Raw genomic sequence first — 18,081 nt, forward strand, 5'->3', positions numbered from 1 at the left:
GTTTGTCTTGCCAAATTCTTCTTCATCATCACCAATTGAAAGTCTCAGGTACGCATGTCGTCGACAATGTCTTGAGTCTCACATCTGTGGCTTGAAGTATTTGTGATTGGCTCCACGCGGCCTACATCAATACTCAAAGTGCTTTCGAGAATCGTTCGATCTGTTCGTGCAGATGCCATTGGCCTGGATCATCGAGGACGCAGTCTTGTTCAATTTGAATGGCTTGTTCGGGTTGGTTTTTTAGGAAGAGTATTTCGGCAAGCGTGTCTCGGTAGATCGCGCTGTCGGGTTCCGTTCGAACGGCTTGTCGTGAAAGTTTGAGGGCACGATCGAGGTGCTTGCGATTGACTGCTGCGACCCAGGCAACGTTGTTTAGTGTCATCGCGTCGTCTGGGAATTCCTTTGCGTGCGATTCACAACGCTGAAGAACTTTCAGCAGCGTTTGATCAGCGAGATCGTGCATCCCAGCATCCCGCATCGGTGGAAGCAGTCGTTCGGTCAGGTCTAGGTCCATCGGATCCAGTTTTAGGGATTCATTGACTCGGTATTCGGCCTGGACTGGGTCACCATTTTCGATGGCTGCTTCCAAGTACCAGCGATGGACGTAGACGGGCAAAGTGACGAATGCCGTCGGTAGAAACTGGTTCGAATCAATGATTTGGATCATGGCCAAGTCGAACCAGCGGGCGGCGGACGACGGATCTGTTTTGCTGGCCAGGAGTGCGAATCGTCTGGCGTCTTGATAAAAGTCGAGCGATTGTTCGGGGGAAAACCAACTGGACGCGAGCATGCCTTCGTAGACTTCGGCTGCCCATTCTTTCTCGCCGCGTTTGGACAAAGCGTCTGCGACTGATCGCCTGAGGGCCGCCGATGGGCCGCACAGCACGACTTCTATTTCTCGTTTCAATGCGTTCGCGTTTGCTTCATCGCGTCGTGACTTGGCCACTATCCATTGTCCCACCAATGCCTTTCCGGTGACGGTCAGGCTTGGGTAGGACGCAATGCGATGCACCTTTTCACCCCCAAACATGACGCCGCGATTTCCATTGAGCGTCGCGCTTTCGCGAATCGTTTGGAAAATCATTTCCGCGGAATCAAGGTCGCCTGAATCGAGTGCCCGGTTTGCGATTTCCAGAATGGCGTCGGGGTCGCCTGATTGGGCGAGCAACTGCAGAAGCGAGGACGACAGATCGGGTTGATCCAATCGCGATAGCATCCAGACGATTTGCATGTTTCCTCGCAGAGTCGCACTGCGAGAAAAACGGGCAGCGAGATTGCGAGTCGATCTTGGACGGCCGACGAATTCGTAAAAGCGACGAAAGTCGGTTTGCGGATCAAATTTATCTGGGATTTTTCCCCGCAACAGTTGTCCTGCCGCTTCCAAGCGTTTCGCAAAACTCCATTTTGGTTGCATCGATTTCATCGCCGCCAAGACGACTTCCAGCGTCTCTTCGCTTGTTTCAGGCAAGGATCCAGCGATGGCTGCCATCCGGCTGGCGGAAATTGAATCTTCACCTTTTCCCGCATCCGATGGCGTGTCCATCTGCATCGCCAACTTGAAAGCCCAATCGGAGCGTCCGACGCCCGACAAACCGTCCAAGACAGCACTGCTGACCAGTTCGCCTGCACCTTCCGTTGCGACGGTATTGCCGTGGCCACTGCTTAGACCCGATGCGATCAACCACGCCGCGTCATCGCGACCGACGATCGTCAACACTTGCATCAGCGAGAGCAACCGCTGTGTTTCTGCGGCCAACGCGTTCTCTGATGAATCGCGTTGTTTTTTGATGGCCTGGTCGATCCATTGATGTAGGTTCTGATCAATTTCGGTCGTGGTGGTTTCCAGCGACGCAAAAGCTTTTTCAGGCCGTGATAACGTCAACCATAAATTCACCACATCGGCTTGGTCGACCGCCGAAAGGATGCTCATTGCAGGCTGCAGGTTTCCATGCAGCGCGAGCGATCGCCAGCGCAGCTCTAAAGGTCGCTGCCTCGGTGTTTCCGTGCTTTTGTCAGTGCTTTCGTCCTGTCCCTCTGCTTGCAATTGTTGCTGTTCAACGTCGGATAGCGTCAATCGCGTGACTGCTTCATCAATCTTGGCCGTGTCACCTGTTCGCGAAGCGGCGACAAGAACATCCGACCAGTGTTTCCACATCGCAACGCTATCGTTTTCGTCTGTGTTTCGTTCCATCCGAGTGGCGGACTGATAAGCGTCGTTCTTTAACCCTTGCCAATCGCCAGCGATCATTTGGCAACGCCGAATCAATTCTGGATTGTTGCTTTGAATCCCAATCTCAATTGCAGCATCGAATTGGCCGAGTTCAACCAGCAGGGCGATCCGGGTTTGCTGTTGTTGGATTTCTGGCCACGCTGATGATGACTTCGGCAACAAGTTCTCATCATCAATCGGCAGATCAAGATGTTGCATCAAACGGATGCGGCAAAGCGACATTTCAGGAGTCTCGGCCACCAGATCGATCAGCTTTAGTAGCTGCGTAACGGATTGACTCTTCATCGCCAATTGAGCGTAAACAGGAAACCGCTGCGTGACGGCTGCGGTGACCCGCCGACTGATGGCTTCTCGCGCGGGCGTGCCCGCGGATTCTTCGACCGCGACGACTGCGGCACCGAACTGACCATTTTCAATTAGACGCAAGATCGCAGATTGCCCATCGCCATCATCTAGCAGACGCGAAAGCTCTGGCGGAGTATCTGGAAGTGCTCCCAGACGCCACTTGCGTAGAATCCATTTCGCACGTCCAGCGATTTCGGGATCCTCGTTTCGGGCTGCTCGCTGAACCGCGTTTCGAGATCGATCACGATTCTTCCACATGTTCATGGTGGCTTGATGGCGGGTCGCGTAATCGCCTTCAGAAAGTTTCGCGAAGTCTTCGTCCGTGAATTCAGCATGCTGTGCGAACGCGATCGTGGTGCTGAAGAACAAGCCGCAACCGACCATTAACGCGATCAAGATTTTTCCCGCGACGGCACCAAGCTGCGTTGATTGATCGCGATTCGCTGTTGAAAGTTGCGCTGAAGAATTCATTTCCAAATCTAAACCTTCCAGAGGCGAATGGTCTGGACCCCACGATGGACGATAACCCGGTAGAATTCTAACCTCAAGGGCGTCGATTCTCTTCCCAGATTTTTGTGTTTTATCTTCTCAGATGGATTTCATCATGCTGCGATTGCCCATGCCAATTCCAGATTTTGCTTTTCACCTTCGCCCAGCCGCAGTCATATGCGGGCTGGTGCTCGCATCGCTGACTGGGATCGAGCCCGGTTCTGCCTTGGCAGGCGATTCCTGGCCGCAATGGCGAGGACCAAATCAGAACGGCGATGCGGGCAAAGGTGACTACCCAATCCGCTGGGACGAGCAAACCAATGTGATGTGGAAAACGTCAATTCAGGGCAAGGGCGGCAGCACGCCTGTCGTTTCGGGCGCGACTGCGTATTTAACCACCGGATTCGACGGCGAGAATCGATTGGTGGCGATTTCGATCGATGATGGGACCGAAAAGTGGACCAAAACGATCGGTGCGGATCGGGGCCTGAAACATCGCAAAGGTGGTGGAGCGAATCCTTCGCCAGTAACCAAAGACGATTTGGTCTATGCTTATTTTAGAAGTGGAGATTTAGGCTGCGTGAATTCGGAGGGCGAAATCCAATGGCAAATCAACGTTCAGGAAGAGCACGGACCTGACCGGCTAAAGTGGGATTTGGGCACGTCGCTGTTAATGACCCAGCGTGCCTTGGTGATTGCGGTTGTCCAAGAAGGCGATAGCTACCTGCTTGCTTTGGATCCCAAAACCGGAGATCAGCTTTGGAAGGTCGATCGGAATTTGGAAGCTCCCGCTGAAGCCAATGACAGTTACGCCACTCCCGTTTCAGTTGAAGTCGCCGGACGAGAGGCGATTGCGGTGTTGGGTGCAGATCACTTGACGCTTCATGATGCCGCCGACGGAAACTTGATGGGCAAAATCGGTGGGCTCAATCCGGGGCAAAGGACAAACTTTCGCTCGATCGCTTCCCCGGTTGTTTCAGGTGACTACGTCGTCTGTCCCTATTCACGCGGCGAAACGGTGACAGTTTTCGACACGAAGAAACTTGTCGCCGGTGAAGGCAATGAATCCATTGTGTGGTTTCGAGATGATGTTGGCAGCGATGTTCCCACGCCCGCGATTTTTGATGATCAAGTGATCTTCGTAGGCGGATCAAAAAAACAACGTGGAACGGTTAGTGGTGTTGATCTGGAAACCGGCAAGACGATGTGGTCGTTGCAGGTTCCACTGACGCGTCACGATTTTTCAAGTTCGCCATTGGTTGCTGGTCAATACGTTTACGTCACCGGCGAAGAAGGAACCACGCATGTGATTGGCCCGCTTGATGAAGAATCACCGCGTGTGATCAGCAGCAACTCGCTCGGTGATGACGAACCGTACACAACGGCCAGCCCGATCGCCATCGGCGACTCGCTAATCATCCGAACAAAAAGTAATCTCTATCGCATCGGATCCTGATTATGAATCGCGTTGTTCTATGCGAACGCTGCGGAATTGACTTCTCCCCTTGGAAGAGGTCGAGCCAAAGCGAAGGAGAGGGTTTGCGAGCAACGCTGCCCCCTCCCGGGCCTGAGAGCACGACTTCCCCCGATGCGCGGTGGAGGTATATGGTGGCGTTCACTGAGGGCATGTCACCGTCCACGTCTGTTCCTGTTTACTCGAAGGTATCAATCGATCACCAACATGACACATCAACAAGAAAACCACGAACGATATCACTGGCTTGGCGCTCACCTGGAAACTCGCGACGGCGTTTCGGGAGCCAGGTTTGCTGTGTGGGCACCCAATGCAACCGAAGTCAGCGTGTTGACCGATGGGAATGGATGGTCCCACGGCGCAGATTGGCTTGGCGGCAGCGACTCCGGTGTATGGGAAGGTTTTGTATCCGGTGTTACTGAAAAAACTCGGTACAAGTACAGCATCCGAACCAAGGAAGGCGAGATTTTAAGCAAGGCTGATCCGTTCGCCTTTGCTGCCGAACATCCGCCCGCGACCGCTTCGATCGTCCATGATCTAAACCAATATGAATGGGCCGACACGGATTGGATGGAAGCACGCAGCCAAATCAATGCATTGCAGAGTCCTGTTTCGATCTACGAGGTACACTTGCCGTCATGGAAACGGCCCTGGGATGGTCGCGAGTATCACAGCTATCAAGAACTGGCTGAAATGCTGGTCGAGCACGTCAAGTCGTTGGGCTTTACTCACATTGAATTGATGCCGGTGACTGAGTTTCCGTTTGACGGTTCGTGGGGGTATCAGGTGACTGGTTATTTCGCACCCACCAGTCGTTTCGGCGGACCAGATGAGTTCCGAAAGTTTGTTGATTATTGTCACCAAAACGGCATTGGCGTGATCATGGATTGGGTGCCCGCCCACTTCCCATACGACGCTCATGGTTTGGCTAGGTTTGATGGCACCGGTTTGTACGAACACGATGATCCCAAGCAAGGATTCCATCCTGATTGGAAGACGCACATCTTTAACTACGGACGAAACGAAGTCCGAGAATTCTTGATGTCCAACGCCCGGTTTTGGCTTCGCGAGTATCACATCGACGGACTACGCGTCGATGCAGTCGCGTCGATGTTGTACTTGGATTATTCCCGAGACGATGGCCAGTGGATTCCGAACAACTATGGTGGTAACGAGAACTTGGACGCCATTGAGTTTATGAAAGAGATGAACTCGAACCTGCACGCGGACTTCCCCGGCATCATGACGTTCGCCGAGGAATCGACTTCCTATGGTGGCGTTTCGCGGCCTGTGTACACGGGCGGTCTTGGGTTCGGTTTCAAGTGGGACATGGGATGGATGCACGACACGTTGGAATACATCAAGCGTGACCCGGTCCACCGCAAGTACCATCAAAACGAATTGGCGTTTCGATCGGTTTATGCGTTTACAGAGAACTTTGTTTTACCGCTGTCGCATGATGAAGTCGTCCACGGGAAAGGATCATTGTTGTCGCGAATGCCGGGCGATGACTGGCAGAAATTCGCGAACATGCGATTGCTGTTTGGCTATCAATACTCGGTTCCAGGAAAGAAGTTGATCTTCATGGGGTGTGAATTCGCACAAGCGAGCGAATGGAACTTTAAAGAACAGCTTGATTGGGCCGCTCAATCCGGCGACTTAAACGGTGGACTGCAGCAGTTTGTTGGCGATCTAAATCGCTTGCACAAAGACTATCCAGCGCTTCACGAATTGGATTGTGAACCCGAAGGCTTTTCATGGATCGCGGCAGACGATGCTGCCAAGAGTATCTATACCTATTGTCGCACTTCCAGCGACGGTCAACAGGTTGTCGTGGTGGTCAACTTTACGCCAACCCCGCATTCCGATTATCGCATCGGGGTCCCTGAAAAAGGTTCGTACATCGAAATTCTAAACAGTGACGCGGAAGTCTATGGCGGCAGCAATATCGGCAATCTTGGCGTGCGTAAAACAGATGACATCGCCAGTCACGGCCGCAAGTACAGCATGGAACTAAACATTCCACCGCTAGCGATCATGATGTTGACGTTGGACGAGAAGAGCGGCAAATAGGTTTGTTTAGCCGCGTTGGGCATCGCCCCGCGCGTTTCGTTCCGCGTGGACGCGCGGGGTGATGCCCACGCGGTTAAACGATTTAGCAAACCTTCACGGCGCGGGGCGATGCCCACGCGGTTAAACGACTTGGAACTGTTGTTATCACATTCGGGGGACGACGCCGACGCCTAGCAGCCGCAGGCCAAGTTGTAGGACTCGGCCGGTGAGTGCGACCAATGCCAAACGCGTTGCCTGAATCGCTTCGGATTCTGCTTTAAGGACGTGACAACTGTCGTTGAAACGTGAATAAACTCGCGCGGTGTCCAGCAAGTAATCGACCAATGCGTTGGGTGCGTAATCTTTGTGGACTGCCAGCAACGCTTCCTCGAACCGCAACAGGCTGAGTGCCAGCGTTCGCTCGGCGACATGTGAAAACGACAAACCGTGAGTGTCGATCATTGCGATCACGTCACTCTCGGCTTTTTCGGCACGCTGCAAGATCGCTTGCGTTCGAGCGTAGGAGTATTGGACATAGGTGGATGTGTTGCCTTCCAACGCAACCATTTTGTCCAAGTTGAATCGATAGTCACTGGTTCGATGGTGGCCAAGATCGGCAAACTTGATCGCACCGATGCCAACCGTTTCAGCCACCATTTCTTGTTCGGCGACTTCCATCGGCGGATCGAAGTTTTCCAAACGCTGCGGATCACAAACGACTGTTCTAGCGCGATCGACGGCGTCGTCGAGCAAGCTTTCTAAGCCGATCAGAGAACCGCTGCGGGTTTTCATCGGCTTGCCATCTTCGCCCAACACAGTGCCAAAGTTGACGTGAACCAGCTTCACTTCGGCAAGGCCAAACTCACCTGCCACCGCGAAGATCTTGTCAAAGTGTTCACTCTGTCGTGAATCGACAACGTACAGAATCTCTGCAGGATTAAATTCATCCAAACGATAACGCAGCGTTGCCAAGTCGGTGGTCGCATACAGGAACGCGCCGTCTTGTTTGCGGACAATCATCGGGGCATCAAAACCGTCCAGGAACACGCACACCGCACCGTCGCTGGTCGATGCCAGGCCTTTGCTTTCGAGTTGTTCCACGACGCCACCAAGCATCGAATGATAAAAACTCTCGCCGAGTGTATGATCGAACTGAACGTCCAAGCGATCGTAGACGCGATTGATTTCGTCTTTGCAAAACGGCAAGAACTTCTTCCAAAGTTCCAGGTTTTCGGCGTCGCCCTGATGCAGTTTTGCCGTTTCCTGAAGCACTGCCTTGTCGATATCGGGATGCGCCGCCGCGTCGGCGGCCGATGTTGGGTCAGCTTCGACGCCAGCAATCTTGCTGCGAAGCGATTCCAATTCCGACTGCAGCGATTCAACGCGACGGTTCGCCGAAGCGATGGACTTCTTTAATTTCTTGGCAGCTTTGGCATCGGCAGGGTCAGGTGTCTGTGATTCCAAATCAGCAGCGTCTGCGCGAGCGGTTTCGATTGCCTGTTCGATGTCCGGCACCCACGCAACCGCTTTTCGATACTCGATCAATCCGTTGACGCGTCGGTAAAGCTTCGACAATTCTGGCACCGGATCTTTCGCGACGACTTCAGGATCACCAAAGTGTTTGTAGCCGTAGATGATGATGCCAAACTGGGTTCCCCAATCGCCCAAGTGATTGTCGGTGATCGTGTGGTAGCCCAAGAACTTCAGCGTTCGAGCGAGCGAATCGCCGATCACGGTGCTGCGAATGTGACCGACGTGCATCGGCTTGGCGACGTTGGGTGACGAGAAATCGATCACGATGGGCTGAGTGCTATCGGTTTTACCGACGCCACAACGAGCGTCCCCCAGCAGCCCACGAATTTGTTCGGCCAGGAAAGAATCCTTGACCTTCAAGTTGATGAATCCTGGACCGGCGATTTCCGGCGTCTCGCAAACGTCATCCAATTTGACTGCTTCGACCACCGCCGCGGCAACGTCACGCGGTGGCTTGCCAAGCTTCTTTGACAGCGGCATCGCCAAGTTGGCTTGGTAGTCGCCATGCTTGGGGTCGGTGGTGGGGCGAATCATCGACGCAAAGGATTCCGGCGCATCCGTCAGCGGCTTGAGAGCTTCGTGAAACCGGTCTTGCAGAAGTTGGGTGAAGTGCATTTGATTTTATCGAAAACTGAACACGAATGGTGAGGCCTTGGGCTGGCTCGGAACGTCCGGAAAGCTCGGAAGCTTGACCGCCCCCCGCGTCTCACTAGATTCACAAGCCGCTTCCGCCTAAACGGATGGGTGCGTCTCTAAGACTCATCGCTCGAATCGTTCTTTTCACCTTGCCGCTGTTCCAAACCAAGCTCGGACAGCGGAACTGCTTTGCCGTCCGCCCAAAGCGATTCGAGGTCGTAGTATTCGCGTGTTTCTTCATCGAACAAATGAATCACCACGCTGCCGTAGTCGAGCACGATCCAGCGACTTTCGTCGTAACCTTCGATGCCCAATCGCTTGTCCTCCAAGCCTTTTTCCAACGCGTCATCAATCTGTTCGCTAATCGCGTGCAATTGCCGACGACTGGTTCCGGTGGCGAGGACAAAAAAGTCGAACTCGGCGGATTGAGCACAGACGTCGATGACCATCACTTCGGTCCCGTTATTGTCGAGCGCTACTCGCGCCGCTTCGGTCGCCAACTTGCGACCATACTCGACACCCAAAGGTCTAATCGCGCGCGAGGCACAGCCCAGCGGACTGACGGGTTTGTCCGTTGCTGCAGCTTGATCGGGTTCCGTTGATGGGGTTGAATCGACTGGAGTTTCTTGGTTGTGGCTGGATTCCACGGGACCGCTTAGGGGGCTAAAAGGGGAGTCAATAGTGAGCCGATTATCAGAAGATGGCGATCGGCTAGTGACCAGAGTCTAGTAAATTTGTCCGTTCTGTCACTGACCTTGGCAGAACACTATCGTTTTGCGGACATTTCCACCATTTCACCCGCAACAGAAGAGTCGCAAAAGATGGCCGATTGGTTAGAACCCGGTTCAAAAGCCCCCGCGTTTACCCTGACAGACGACCAGGGCCAGAAGGTTCGCTTGGCAGACCTAAAAGGGAAGCCTGTCGTCGTCTATTTCTATCCTCGCGACGATACGCCGGGCTGCACCAAGGAAGCGTGTGCATTTCGTGACCGATACGCCGAGATCCAAGAACTGGGCATCCAGTTGCTTGGCGTCAGCGGTGACAGTGCCGAAAGCCACGTCAAGTTTCGCGAAAAGTATTCGTTGCCGTTCCCATTGCTGGTAGACGCCAAAAACGCGATGAGCGAAAAGTACGGTGCCTACCGCGAGAAGAACATGTACGGCAAAAAATCAATGGGCATCCAACGCAGCACCTATCTGATCGACGCCGAAGGCAAGATCGCCAAAGTATGGAAGCGAGTCAAAGTCGACGGCCACGACCAGCAAGTGATCGACGCTGCGCGTCAGGTATTAGGTATTAGCGATTAGGCATTAGGAAAAGTGGCACACCGCTCCGCAGTCGGTGCTGAGGCCATGCGACCGCAGGCGTTCCCCAACCCCGTGAAGGGTTTCTAAACTGTTTAACCGCGTGGGCATCGCCCCGCGCGTCCATGCGGGGTGTAAGGCGAGGGGCGAAACGCGCGGGGCGATGCCCACGCGGTTAAACAAAACAATCGGCTTTTACTGGACCAAACTCTTCACGGCGTTGGGCGTTCCCCCTCAATCGTCTTTCTGGATGCTAACCCCTAACCCCTAACCCCTAACCCCTAATCCCTAATCCCTAATCCCTAATCCCTAATCCCTAATCCCTAATCCCTAATCCCTAATCCCTAATCCCTAATCCCTAACCCCTACTCTTCTACTTCCTCTTCGGCTTCTTGCGTTTGTTGGGGCGATCGAAGGTGGGTTCGGGACCGTTGACTTGGTCTTTGATTCGCTGAGCCAACGTGACCTTGGGTTTCTCGGTTGGCTTGGCGGTGCCCTCGACCACGCCTTCGGGTGTGGCGAGGTCAAAGTGGGTTTTGCTGGGGATGGTTTTTTTCACCAACACTCGCTCGCAAATTCCCCACAGGCTGCTGGTGATGAAGTACAGGCACAATCCCGCTGGCACACGGAAGAAGAACAAGCCCATCATCAACGTCATGATGCTCATCATCTTTTGAGTCATCGCGGTTTGTTCATCGGTCGCTGGCGGCATGAACAATTTTTGTTGCAACAAGAACAACAACACAACAACCACTGGCAGGATATTGAAGTACGGGCCAAGCCATCCGGTACCGCGCCCGCCAAAGTAGTCCATCATCCAATCACCCCAGTAATTGAACATGTCGGGGCCAGCCAAGTTTGACGCCCAATCAAGACCGGGGAACAACGGTTGTTGACGCAATTCGATATCGACCGACAAAGCTCGATAGAGCCCGATAAAAATTGGCAACTGCAAGAACATCGGCAAACAACCCGCCATCGGATTGAAACCAACTCGCTTTTGTAGGTCGCGTTGGGCAGCCATGCGAGCTTGGATGTCTTCTTTGTGCTGTTCAGCGATTTTTTTCAGCTCCGGTGCAAGCTCTTGCATTTTCTGAGCATTCACGGCGGCTTTGCGTGACAGTGGGAACATTGCTCCACGAACAATCACCGTCAGCACGATGATCGCGACCGCGTAATTGCCAAAGAAACCGGCCAGAACGTGCAACAGACCGGCCAACAAACTTGCGAATCGTGCGAACCATCCGTAGTAAACAGCGTCACCGAGGCCGTAATTGGCAAGAACATCGGGATCCTTTGGCCCGGCAAACATCCGCAAGCTTTGACGCATCGATCCGCCGGCCGGCACGGTCGCCGTTTCGGTATCCAGAAAGAACGACGTGTTGACGGCTCGTTCTTTGTGCCTGGGGATCTCATCCGGATCAACGATCAAGCCGACTGCGGCCCGCTTAAAACTCGTGAAGGAATTGTTGTCTTCTGCCGGGATGTAACCGACCGTGAAATACTGGGCATCGACGCCGATGTATTTTAGGTTTCGCGAATCAACACTGCCGTCGGGTGCGAAAATGGTTTGGAAAGGCTCGTCAACTTCTTTTCGAGCACGTTTGAGCAGATTGAAACCGCTGATCAATTGGTGTCCATCGGCAGCGGTGCGATAGATGATGTCGCGTGCGGCGGCACCGGACCAATTGGGACTGATCTTGTTGCTGTACCACCAACCTTCCAACGTGACTCCGTTGGCACCTTCCAAGCGAATCGCCAAATCCTGTGCTTCTTCGCCAAGGTTGTCGAGCTGCACATCCATGTCGACCGCGTATGAACCAGGCTTGATCGTATAAGAGCGTTTGAGTCGCACCGGCGATCCGCCGACGACCGCGGTTTCCTTCGCCGAAAGTTCCAAATCAAATTCGACCGACTGCTGTTCATCGCCGGCTTCGACATCACTCGACGTCCAAACCAACTCAGTCGGATTGACTAGTTTTGGAATCGACAGCTTACTGGCCGGGATACTCTTGCGATTGATCTGTGCCAGCGTCATCAAACAAGATTGTCGCGATAGATTGCCGTCGATCTGATCGATGCCTGCATCGCTGGCCAGGCGGACCAGATCCAGCGGGTGATCGGAAAGCGTCGCCGTGATCGTAACTGGAGTGGAAGAACCTTCGCGAACGACTTCTAGTTTGACTTCGTCATCTGGTTTCGATTCGAGCAGCACATCATCGATGTCATTTCGATTGAGCACGGGTTTTGCGTCGACCGAAACGATGATGTCGCCGACCTTTAGTCCGGCGGTGTCGGCTGGTGTTCCCGGACCGACAACATTGACTTGGACACCATCGATTTCGGCGGCGGGTTGAGCCGCCAAGTAACCGAGGTAGCCCGATCGAACATCGACGCGGTGATATTTCAGCTTGCCTTTTTCATCTCGCTCGGTCAATTCAATCCGCTCGACCCCGGCACCTTCCGAATTGAGCGTCATCAGCATCAGATACTCTGATGCGGGGTCCATCGACCCCAGCGTGATCAGCTTCCCGGACTTGGGACGTGCCGCGGCCGCGTCGTCAGAAGCACCTAAGGCGTCTGCATTTTCTGAATCTTCGTCTTGATCGAGTGCTTCGGGATCGGCCAGCAAATTGTCGGCTTCGGCATTTTCCGCGACCGCGGGTGGACGCACTGGTTGGGGGCCGATGAGTCGCTGCAGCGAGATATAGAGCAGTAGGAACGCCGTCGAAGCGATGAAAAAGGTGAGCAGACGACGTTCCACGAGCAGATCCGGTGGGGAAGATGGTTAAAAGCGAGAATTTGGTTCGTTGAACGCGTATTCTGCCGCCCAACGGTGATCTTGGGAAGCCGAAAGCAAAAACGCGGCGTTCGGACCGGGTTTTTAGCGATTCAGTTCTCTCACGCATCATGGGTGTCCACCAAGGTCACCCGCCAAGGAACTGCCCTAAAATAAGTTCCGTATTTGACGAAATTTTTCGTAGCTGGGCCCGCCAGGGTTCAGTCGGTCACAGCTCAACGCCCAAATCGTTTAACCGCGTGGGCATCGCCTGGCGTGATGAAAATGTGTCGTTGTCAACTTGTCACGACCCTTGAAAGTAGGCCGTAGCGAGCCATAGCGAGTTACGGCGGTGCGCACATTGCCGTAACTCGCTTTGGCTCGCTACGGCCTACATGCGGGCGGTCAGGGAAATGTGCAGTTGCCACAATGCTTCCCAACGCTGCAGTTTGTGTTGTCGGCCATGGTGCAGCTTGCCCAATTTGCTGCGTTGCAATGATTTTCATCAGGCCAGGCGATGCCCACGCGGTTAAACGAATTGTAAACCCTTCACGGTGTTGGATGCAGTTCCTGACGGGCTGAACCCTGGCGGGATCAGCTACGGGAAAACCGGGAAGTTGTTTCGGGACAGTTCCCAATAATTCAACTTCCCCGGAGATCGAGCCCATTGAAAGCTAACAATTTTTTTGACGCTAATTTTTTTGTCAAACCGTCGTTGCAGTCCAGATGCGTTGCCCGATCCAAGAACTCCGATCTCAGGAACTGTTTTAAAACGACCTCGCAGGTTGCCGACGACCTGCCCGTAGCTGATCCCACGCGTGAGCCGTAGGGTTCAGTCGAGCTTGATCCGATCGCGGACTGAACCCTGGCGGGATCAGCTACGTTTTAAAACAGTCTTTTACGGCCGCGATGCAACCTGTTCGGCCGGGATCAGCTTCATGTAACTCATCAGGTCGCTGATTTCGGACAACTTCAAATCATCCAACAAACCGCTCGGCATAATGCTGCTGGTGCTGGGTAGGATTTGATCGACTTCGGATTCATTGATCATCGTGACTTGATTGTTTGCATCACGAATTTCGATTGCCTCAGTACCGCTCTGGCTGACCATGCCGACCAAGATTCGGCCGTCCAGCGTCAGCACCTTCTTGCTGGCGTACTGATCGCTGACCACATGGGCGGGATACAGGATCGCTTCCAGAACTTCACGTTTGCTCAGCCGCCGCGACAAACTGCTCAGGCTGGGGCCGACCGAGGATCCAACATCGTCGAACCGGTGGCACGACGCACATTGAGCTTTGGAGTAGACCGATTTTCCGTGAACCGGATCGCCGAAACGACCTTCGGTGCTGTCCAGGTAGGTCACCAGCTGATCAAAATCCCATCGCGATTCGTCGGCTTTGGGTAATTCCGCTGGCCGGCGATCGGGGTAGGTTTCGGCGTACCATTTTTGCCACGGCTTCATCGACCGTTTGGCACCCTGGGGACGTTCCATGCCGGTCCAATGTTCCAGCAGTTTTTCAACATTCTCGAAACCGTTTTTGTCGGCACCCATTTCACTCGTGCTGTGCGGGTCCGCTTCGGCACGCAATCCGACCAAGATCAACTGACGCAGGGCCATGGGGTCGTCGGTCGCAATCTGAACGCTCAACAAAGCACGAATGACTTCGTCGGCGGTTTGTTCGTCCAATACATTCAGGCTTCGCACCAGGTAATCCCAGTTCTCGCCGTCAGGATTCTGAGCCAGTGCCATCGCGATCACAGCCCGACGTTCGGGTTCGCTTCGCCACATCTTACGCAGATACGCACCTGACTTTTCATCCGAAGCGGTTGCCAACATCGCGATGATGCCCGTTCGCAGTCTTCGCTGCAAATCACCAGGACGTGGATCATCGGCGACGGATCGATCGAGCGTTCGCAGCAGCTCGGCAGTTTTTTCGTCAACAGGTCGCGGTAGTTTGTAGATCGCCGCCAGTGCCGCGTTACGCCAAACCGATCCCTGTTCCAAGATCGCTTGCACGTCTTCTTGTGACAACGATTTTGCGAAATCGCGCGTGACCGCCATCAAGTACATCGACAACGAACCGGTCGTCGCCGCGTTGGCCGTGTTCTCGTAATACTTCAGAATCTCGAACCGTTGTTTCGCCGTCCAATCGTGTGAGATGAACTGCAAGCACATCGCCACCAGCGTTCGATCCATCGTTGGGTTCTGTGAATCGTTGATGTAGTCCAACGCTCGCTCGGCGACACTGTCGGCTTGCAAGTAGGCACATAACCGGATGACTTCGTGGTTCATGCGGTGATCGCCGGCTGGGAACTCGGCGGCAATTTGATCACGCAGGTAGGTGACTTTTTCGGGGCTGATTTTGCCGCGATGCAATGCCACCTGGCACAAACGAAGCGTGTCAACAAAGTCGGCGTCGCTAAGGAAATCGGCCATCAACTCGCTTGCTCGTTCGGTGACCGACAAACAAGTCGCTTCGGTGGTGTCGGCATTGACCAGTGCCAACATGCCGACGATCGCGACGCGAGGTTCAGGACTGGCCAGCACTTCGCCTCGCCAAATCGGTGTAGGAATTCGTTCCAAGACACGACGTGCAACGAAGGCAAGCGTTCGGTCATCGTCACCCAGCAAAGGCAAAACCTCGTCGGCTGTTTTGGGAATTTGTCCGCTGCGAAGGATCGCTTCGCAGGCGGCACGTTGGACCGCTTTGTTGCTGTCACTTAAAAGCTCGACCAAACGCTTGGCACTGCGGTCGCCGGGGTGCAATCCCATCAAGCGTGCGGCGCGACCGCGAACGGCTTCGCTGGGTGCGCGGCTGAGTTCGATGATCAGGTCTTCGCTTGGCACAGGACCAAACAACTGCATCAAATCCATCGCTCGGGTGCGATAATGCGACGGGTTGTCGTTACTGTAGGCGACACCGGCGACCAGTTGGCCCCACTTGTCGCCGAGTTCGCGCTTGATCGACGCGACTTCTTGTCGGGCCCACGCGGATTCGAGTTGAGGTTGACGGATGGCGGCGGCGATTCCGACGCCAAGATTCTTCATGCGATCAGGAATGTCGCCTTTGTAAACGACGCGATAAACACCGCCCGCAGTCCCGCGGCCTCCGGTGCAGAAATACATCGCACCGTCTGGGCCGACGGCAAGGTCGGTCACGTTTAGCGGTTGCCCTTTCAGGAACACCTCGCTGTCGGCGGTATATCCGCTGCCGTTGGGTTTCAGACGCACGTTCAGGATTCGGCCTTCCGACCAATCAGCCAGGAACAACGAATTGTGATAGCGGACGGGGAACATGTAGTGTTCGTAACAAAGCGCACCGGTGGGGCTGCCACGGCCGGTGTCTAACAAATCGGGCAAGCGATCGACGTAGTACGAAGGCCACTTTGCCCAACCCGGACGCCATCCAAATTCGGCCGCTTCGGTGACATCAAACAACGCGGTTGGTCGGAACCAAGCGGTGTCCACATCGGCTTCCATATCGGAATCGTGAACGAACATGCCGCCCGACGGATGAAAGACCAAATCGTAAGCGTTGCGGATTCCACCGGCGACTCGCTCAACAACCGTTCCATCAATGTTGGTTCGGATCACAGTACCGCCGGGTGCTTTGACGCCGCGACCGTGTCCCGCTGGATCTTCATAACGAGGCAGCAAGTCGCCTTCGTAGGAATCGATCAGTGTTTCGCCAGGGCCGGCTTCGGCATCGGCTTGCACAAAACCACCCAGGACAACGTAGATCATTCCGTCCGGTCCAAGCCGTAATCCGTGTGCTCCGTGTTCGCCGGGTTGGCCTTTGAACTTGACGATCGCTTTGACTTTTTCGAGCGACCCGTTTCGGTCAGCGTCGGTCAAACGGTACAGCGCGCTGCCTTCGGGGCCTTCGCCAGTGACAAAGACTTCGCCATTAAGTGCCAGGATGCCCTGACAGGAATTCACTTTGTCACAATAAGTCCGAACGGTTTCAGGAATGCCGTCATCGTCTTGGTCAAACACCATCAACAACGGGCCGCCTTCTTGCGAAACGATGATGTGACCGAATTCGTTGAAGTCCATTGCCAGCACGCTGCCAACTTTGTCATCGTCAAGGACTCGTTGGACACCAAAGCCTTTTTGGATTTGGAATCGCTCGCGCTGTTCGACTTCTTTTTCAACCGCAGAGTCATCGGCATCAGGTGCGGCGGTTTTTTCGTTGGAGGCAACCTTGGGGAGTTGCGATTTTGGCTTGAGAGCTTCTGGTGGTGCAGGAGGTTGCGTGCTGGCGACCGATTCCTGTTTATCCCACGGCGAGGTGTCGCCCAGTTTTCCGTACGAAGCCGCTGATCCCCACAAGCGATCGTTGAAGACCACGGTTTCCCACATCGCCATTTTGTCGGTGGTGGTTTTCCACGATGGATCGGTGCTGAAGGTGTACCACTTCGCTTGTCCGTTGCTCGTTTTCACGTTGGGCTTCACCGAAACGCGAGCAGCCAATGCGGCCGTTTTTCCGTTCGTATTGATGACCTTGATCGCGACGACGTTGCGGCCAACTTCCAAACGGTCGGAAATGTCGTACTGCTTTAATTGGCGAGCCGATTTGCCTCGACCAATCAATTCCTCGTTCAAATACAACTCGTATTGATCGTCTGCCGCGATCTCGATTCGCCCTTCGCCTGGCGTGCGGAGATTGATCGCTTTGCGGAAATAGCAGGTTTCGCCGGTGGCGATGGGCTTGCTAAGCGAGCTGCCGGTGGCCCAAATCCATTGTGCCTCGGCCGCCGAGGCATCACGCGGATGAATCACCAGCGACAGCAGGATCACGAATGCCCAAATAGGCACACTGACCGGCAAGCTGCGGGAGCGAGAACGTGAGAAATGCTTGTAAAATCGTGTCAACGACAGCGATGGGCGAAGGCCTTCCATGGCACAATCAATCGATAAAGGGAGCGTTTCAAGGAACGCCAAGGAACTTATCGATTCTGCCACGCCCCCCGCAAGATTAATTTTTTCGCGCTTGAAAGAGGTCAGTTGCGGGCAATCCAGGTGGCAAACGCCCCGAAGTAGCCCTGAAGTAGGCCGTAGCGAGCCATAGCGAGTTACGGCTTTTTGAACCAGTGAGTTTCCGTGTCGTCGATCGTTGAAGTAGGCCGTAGCGAGTAAAGCGAGTTACGGCAGGGCCACAAAAAGTGCCGTAACTCGCTATGGCTCGCTACGGCCTACGAAAAAGTAATCCGATTCGGTTGCCTGCACCCGTAG

At 54.3% G+C, this 18,081-nt stretch carries 8 protein-coding genes; 3 read left to right on the forward strand and 5 right to left on the reverse strand.

The window, feature by feature from the left end; all coding sequences use genetic code 11:
- Nucleotides 1–133: 133 nt before the first annotated feature.
- Nucleotides 134–3,046, reverse strand: a complete 2,913-nt coding sequence (locus RC85_RS04270) for a hypothetical protein (protein ID WP_068258988.1) — start codon at nucleotides 3,044–3,046, stop codon at nucleotides 134–136.
- A 133-nt stretch (nucleotides 3,047–3,179) separates the two neighbouring features.
- On the opposite strand from RC85_RS04270, the gene RC85_RS04275 reads away from it, so the two are divergent.
- Nucleotides 3,180–4,520, forward strand: a complete 1,341-nt coding sequence (locus tag RC85_RS04275; protein WP_162273164.1) for an outer membrane protein assembly factor BamB family protein — start codon at nucleotides 3,180–3,182, stop codon at nucleotides 4,518–4,520.
- Between the two features lie 225 nt (nucleotides 4,521–4,745).
- Nucleotides 4,746–6,611, forward strand: coding sequence for a 1,4-alpha-glucan branching protein GlgB (glgB, locus tag RC85_RS04280; RefSeq protein WP_068258990.1), 1,866 nt, complete (start codon nucleotides 4,746–4,748; stop codon nucleotides 6,609–6,611).
- 144 nt (nucleotides 6,612–6,755) lie between these two features.
- Here glgB and argS read toward each other — a convergent pair whose 3' ends face one another.
- Nucleotides 6,756–8,738, reverse strand: coding sequence for an arginine--tRNA ligase (gene argS / locus RC85_RS04285; protein WP_068258992.1), 1,983 nt, complete (start codon nucleotides 8,736–8,738; stop codon nucleotides 6,756–6,758).
- Nucleotides 8,739–8,875: 137 nt separating this feature from the next.
- Nucleotides 8,876–9,406 carry a ribosome silencing factor gene (rsfS, locus tag RC85_RS04290; protein WP_235033289.1) on the reverse strand — a complete coding sequence of 177 codons (531 nt, stop codon included), beginning with the start codon at nucleotides 9,404–9,406 and terminating at the stop codon, nucleotides 8,876–8,878.
- Nucleotides 9,407–9,580: 174 nt separating this feature from the next.
- On the opposite strand from rsfS, the gene bcp reads away from it, so the two are divergent.
- Entirely contained in the window at nucleotides 9,581–10,066 is a 486-nt protein-coding gene (gene bcp, locus RC85_RS04295; protein ID WP_068259065.1) for a thioredoxin-dependent thiol peroxidase, read from the forward strand.
- Between the two features lie 370 nt (nucleotides 10,067–10,436).
- Here the strand turns inward: bcp and RC85_RS04300 are convergent, their stop codons facing one another.
- Nucleotides 10,437–12,827, reverse strand: a complete 2,391-nt coding sequence (locus tag RC85_RS04300) for a YidC/Oxa1 family insertase periplasmic-domain containing protein (RefSeq protein ID WP_068258994.1) — start codon at nucleotides 12,825–12,827, stop codon at nucleotides 10,437–10,439.
- 913 nt (nucleotides 12,828–13,740) lie between these two features.
- Entirely contained in the window at nucleotides 13,741–17,664 is a 3,924-nt protein-coding gene (locus RC85_RS04305; protein ID WP_238383088.1) for a DUF7133 domain-containing protein, read from the reverse strand.
- Nucleotides 17,665–18,081: the final 417 nt, after the last annotated feature.

Origin of the sequence: Rubripirellula obstinata, assembly GCF_001642955.1 — a bacterium.
Lineage (GTDB): Bacteria > Planctomycetota > Planctomycetia > Pirellulales > Pirellulaceae > Rubripirellula > Rubripirellula obstinata.

Excerpts from the sequence above, each read along its gene's own strand:
- RC85_RS04270 (WP_068258988.1), bottom strand. The coding sequence starts at position 3,046 with ATGAATTCTTCAGCGCAACTTTCAACAGCGAATCGCGATCAATCAACG.
- RC85_RS04275 (WP_162273164.1), top strand. The coding sequence starts at position 3,180 with ATGCTGCGATTGCCCATGCCAATTCCAGATTTTGCTTTTCACCTTCGC.
- glgB (WP_068258990.1), top strand. The coding sequence starts at position 4,746 with ATGACACATCAACAAGAAAACCACGAACGATATCACTGGCTTGGCGCT.
- argS (WP_068258992.1), bottom strand. The coding sequence starts at position 8,738 with ATGCACTTCACCCAACTTCTGCAAGACCGGTTTCACGAAGCTCTCAAG.
- bcp (WP_068259065.1), top strand. The coding sequence starts at position 9,581 with ATGGCCGATTGGTTAGAACCCGGTTCAAAAGCCCCCGCGTTTACCCTG.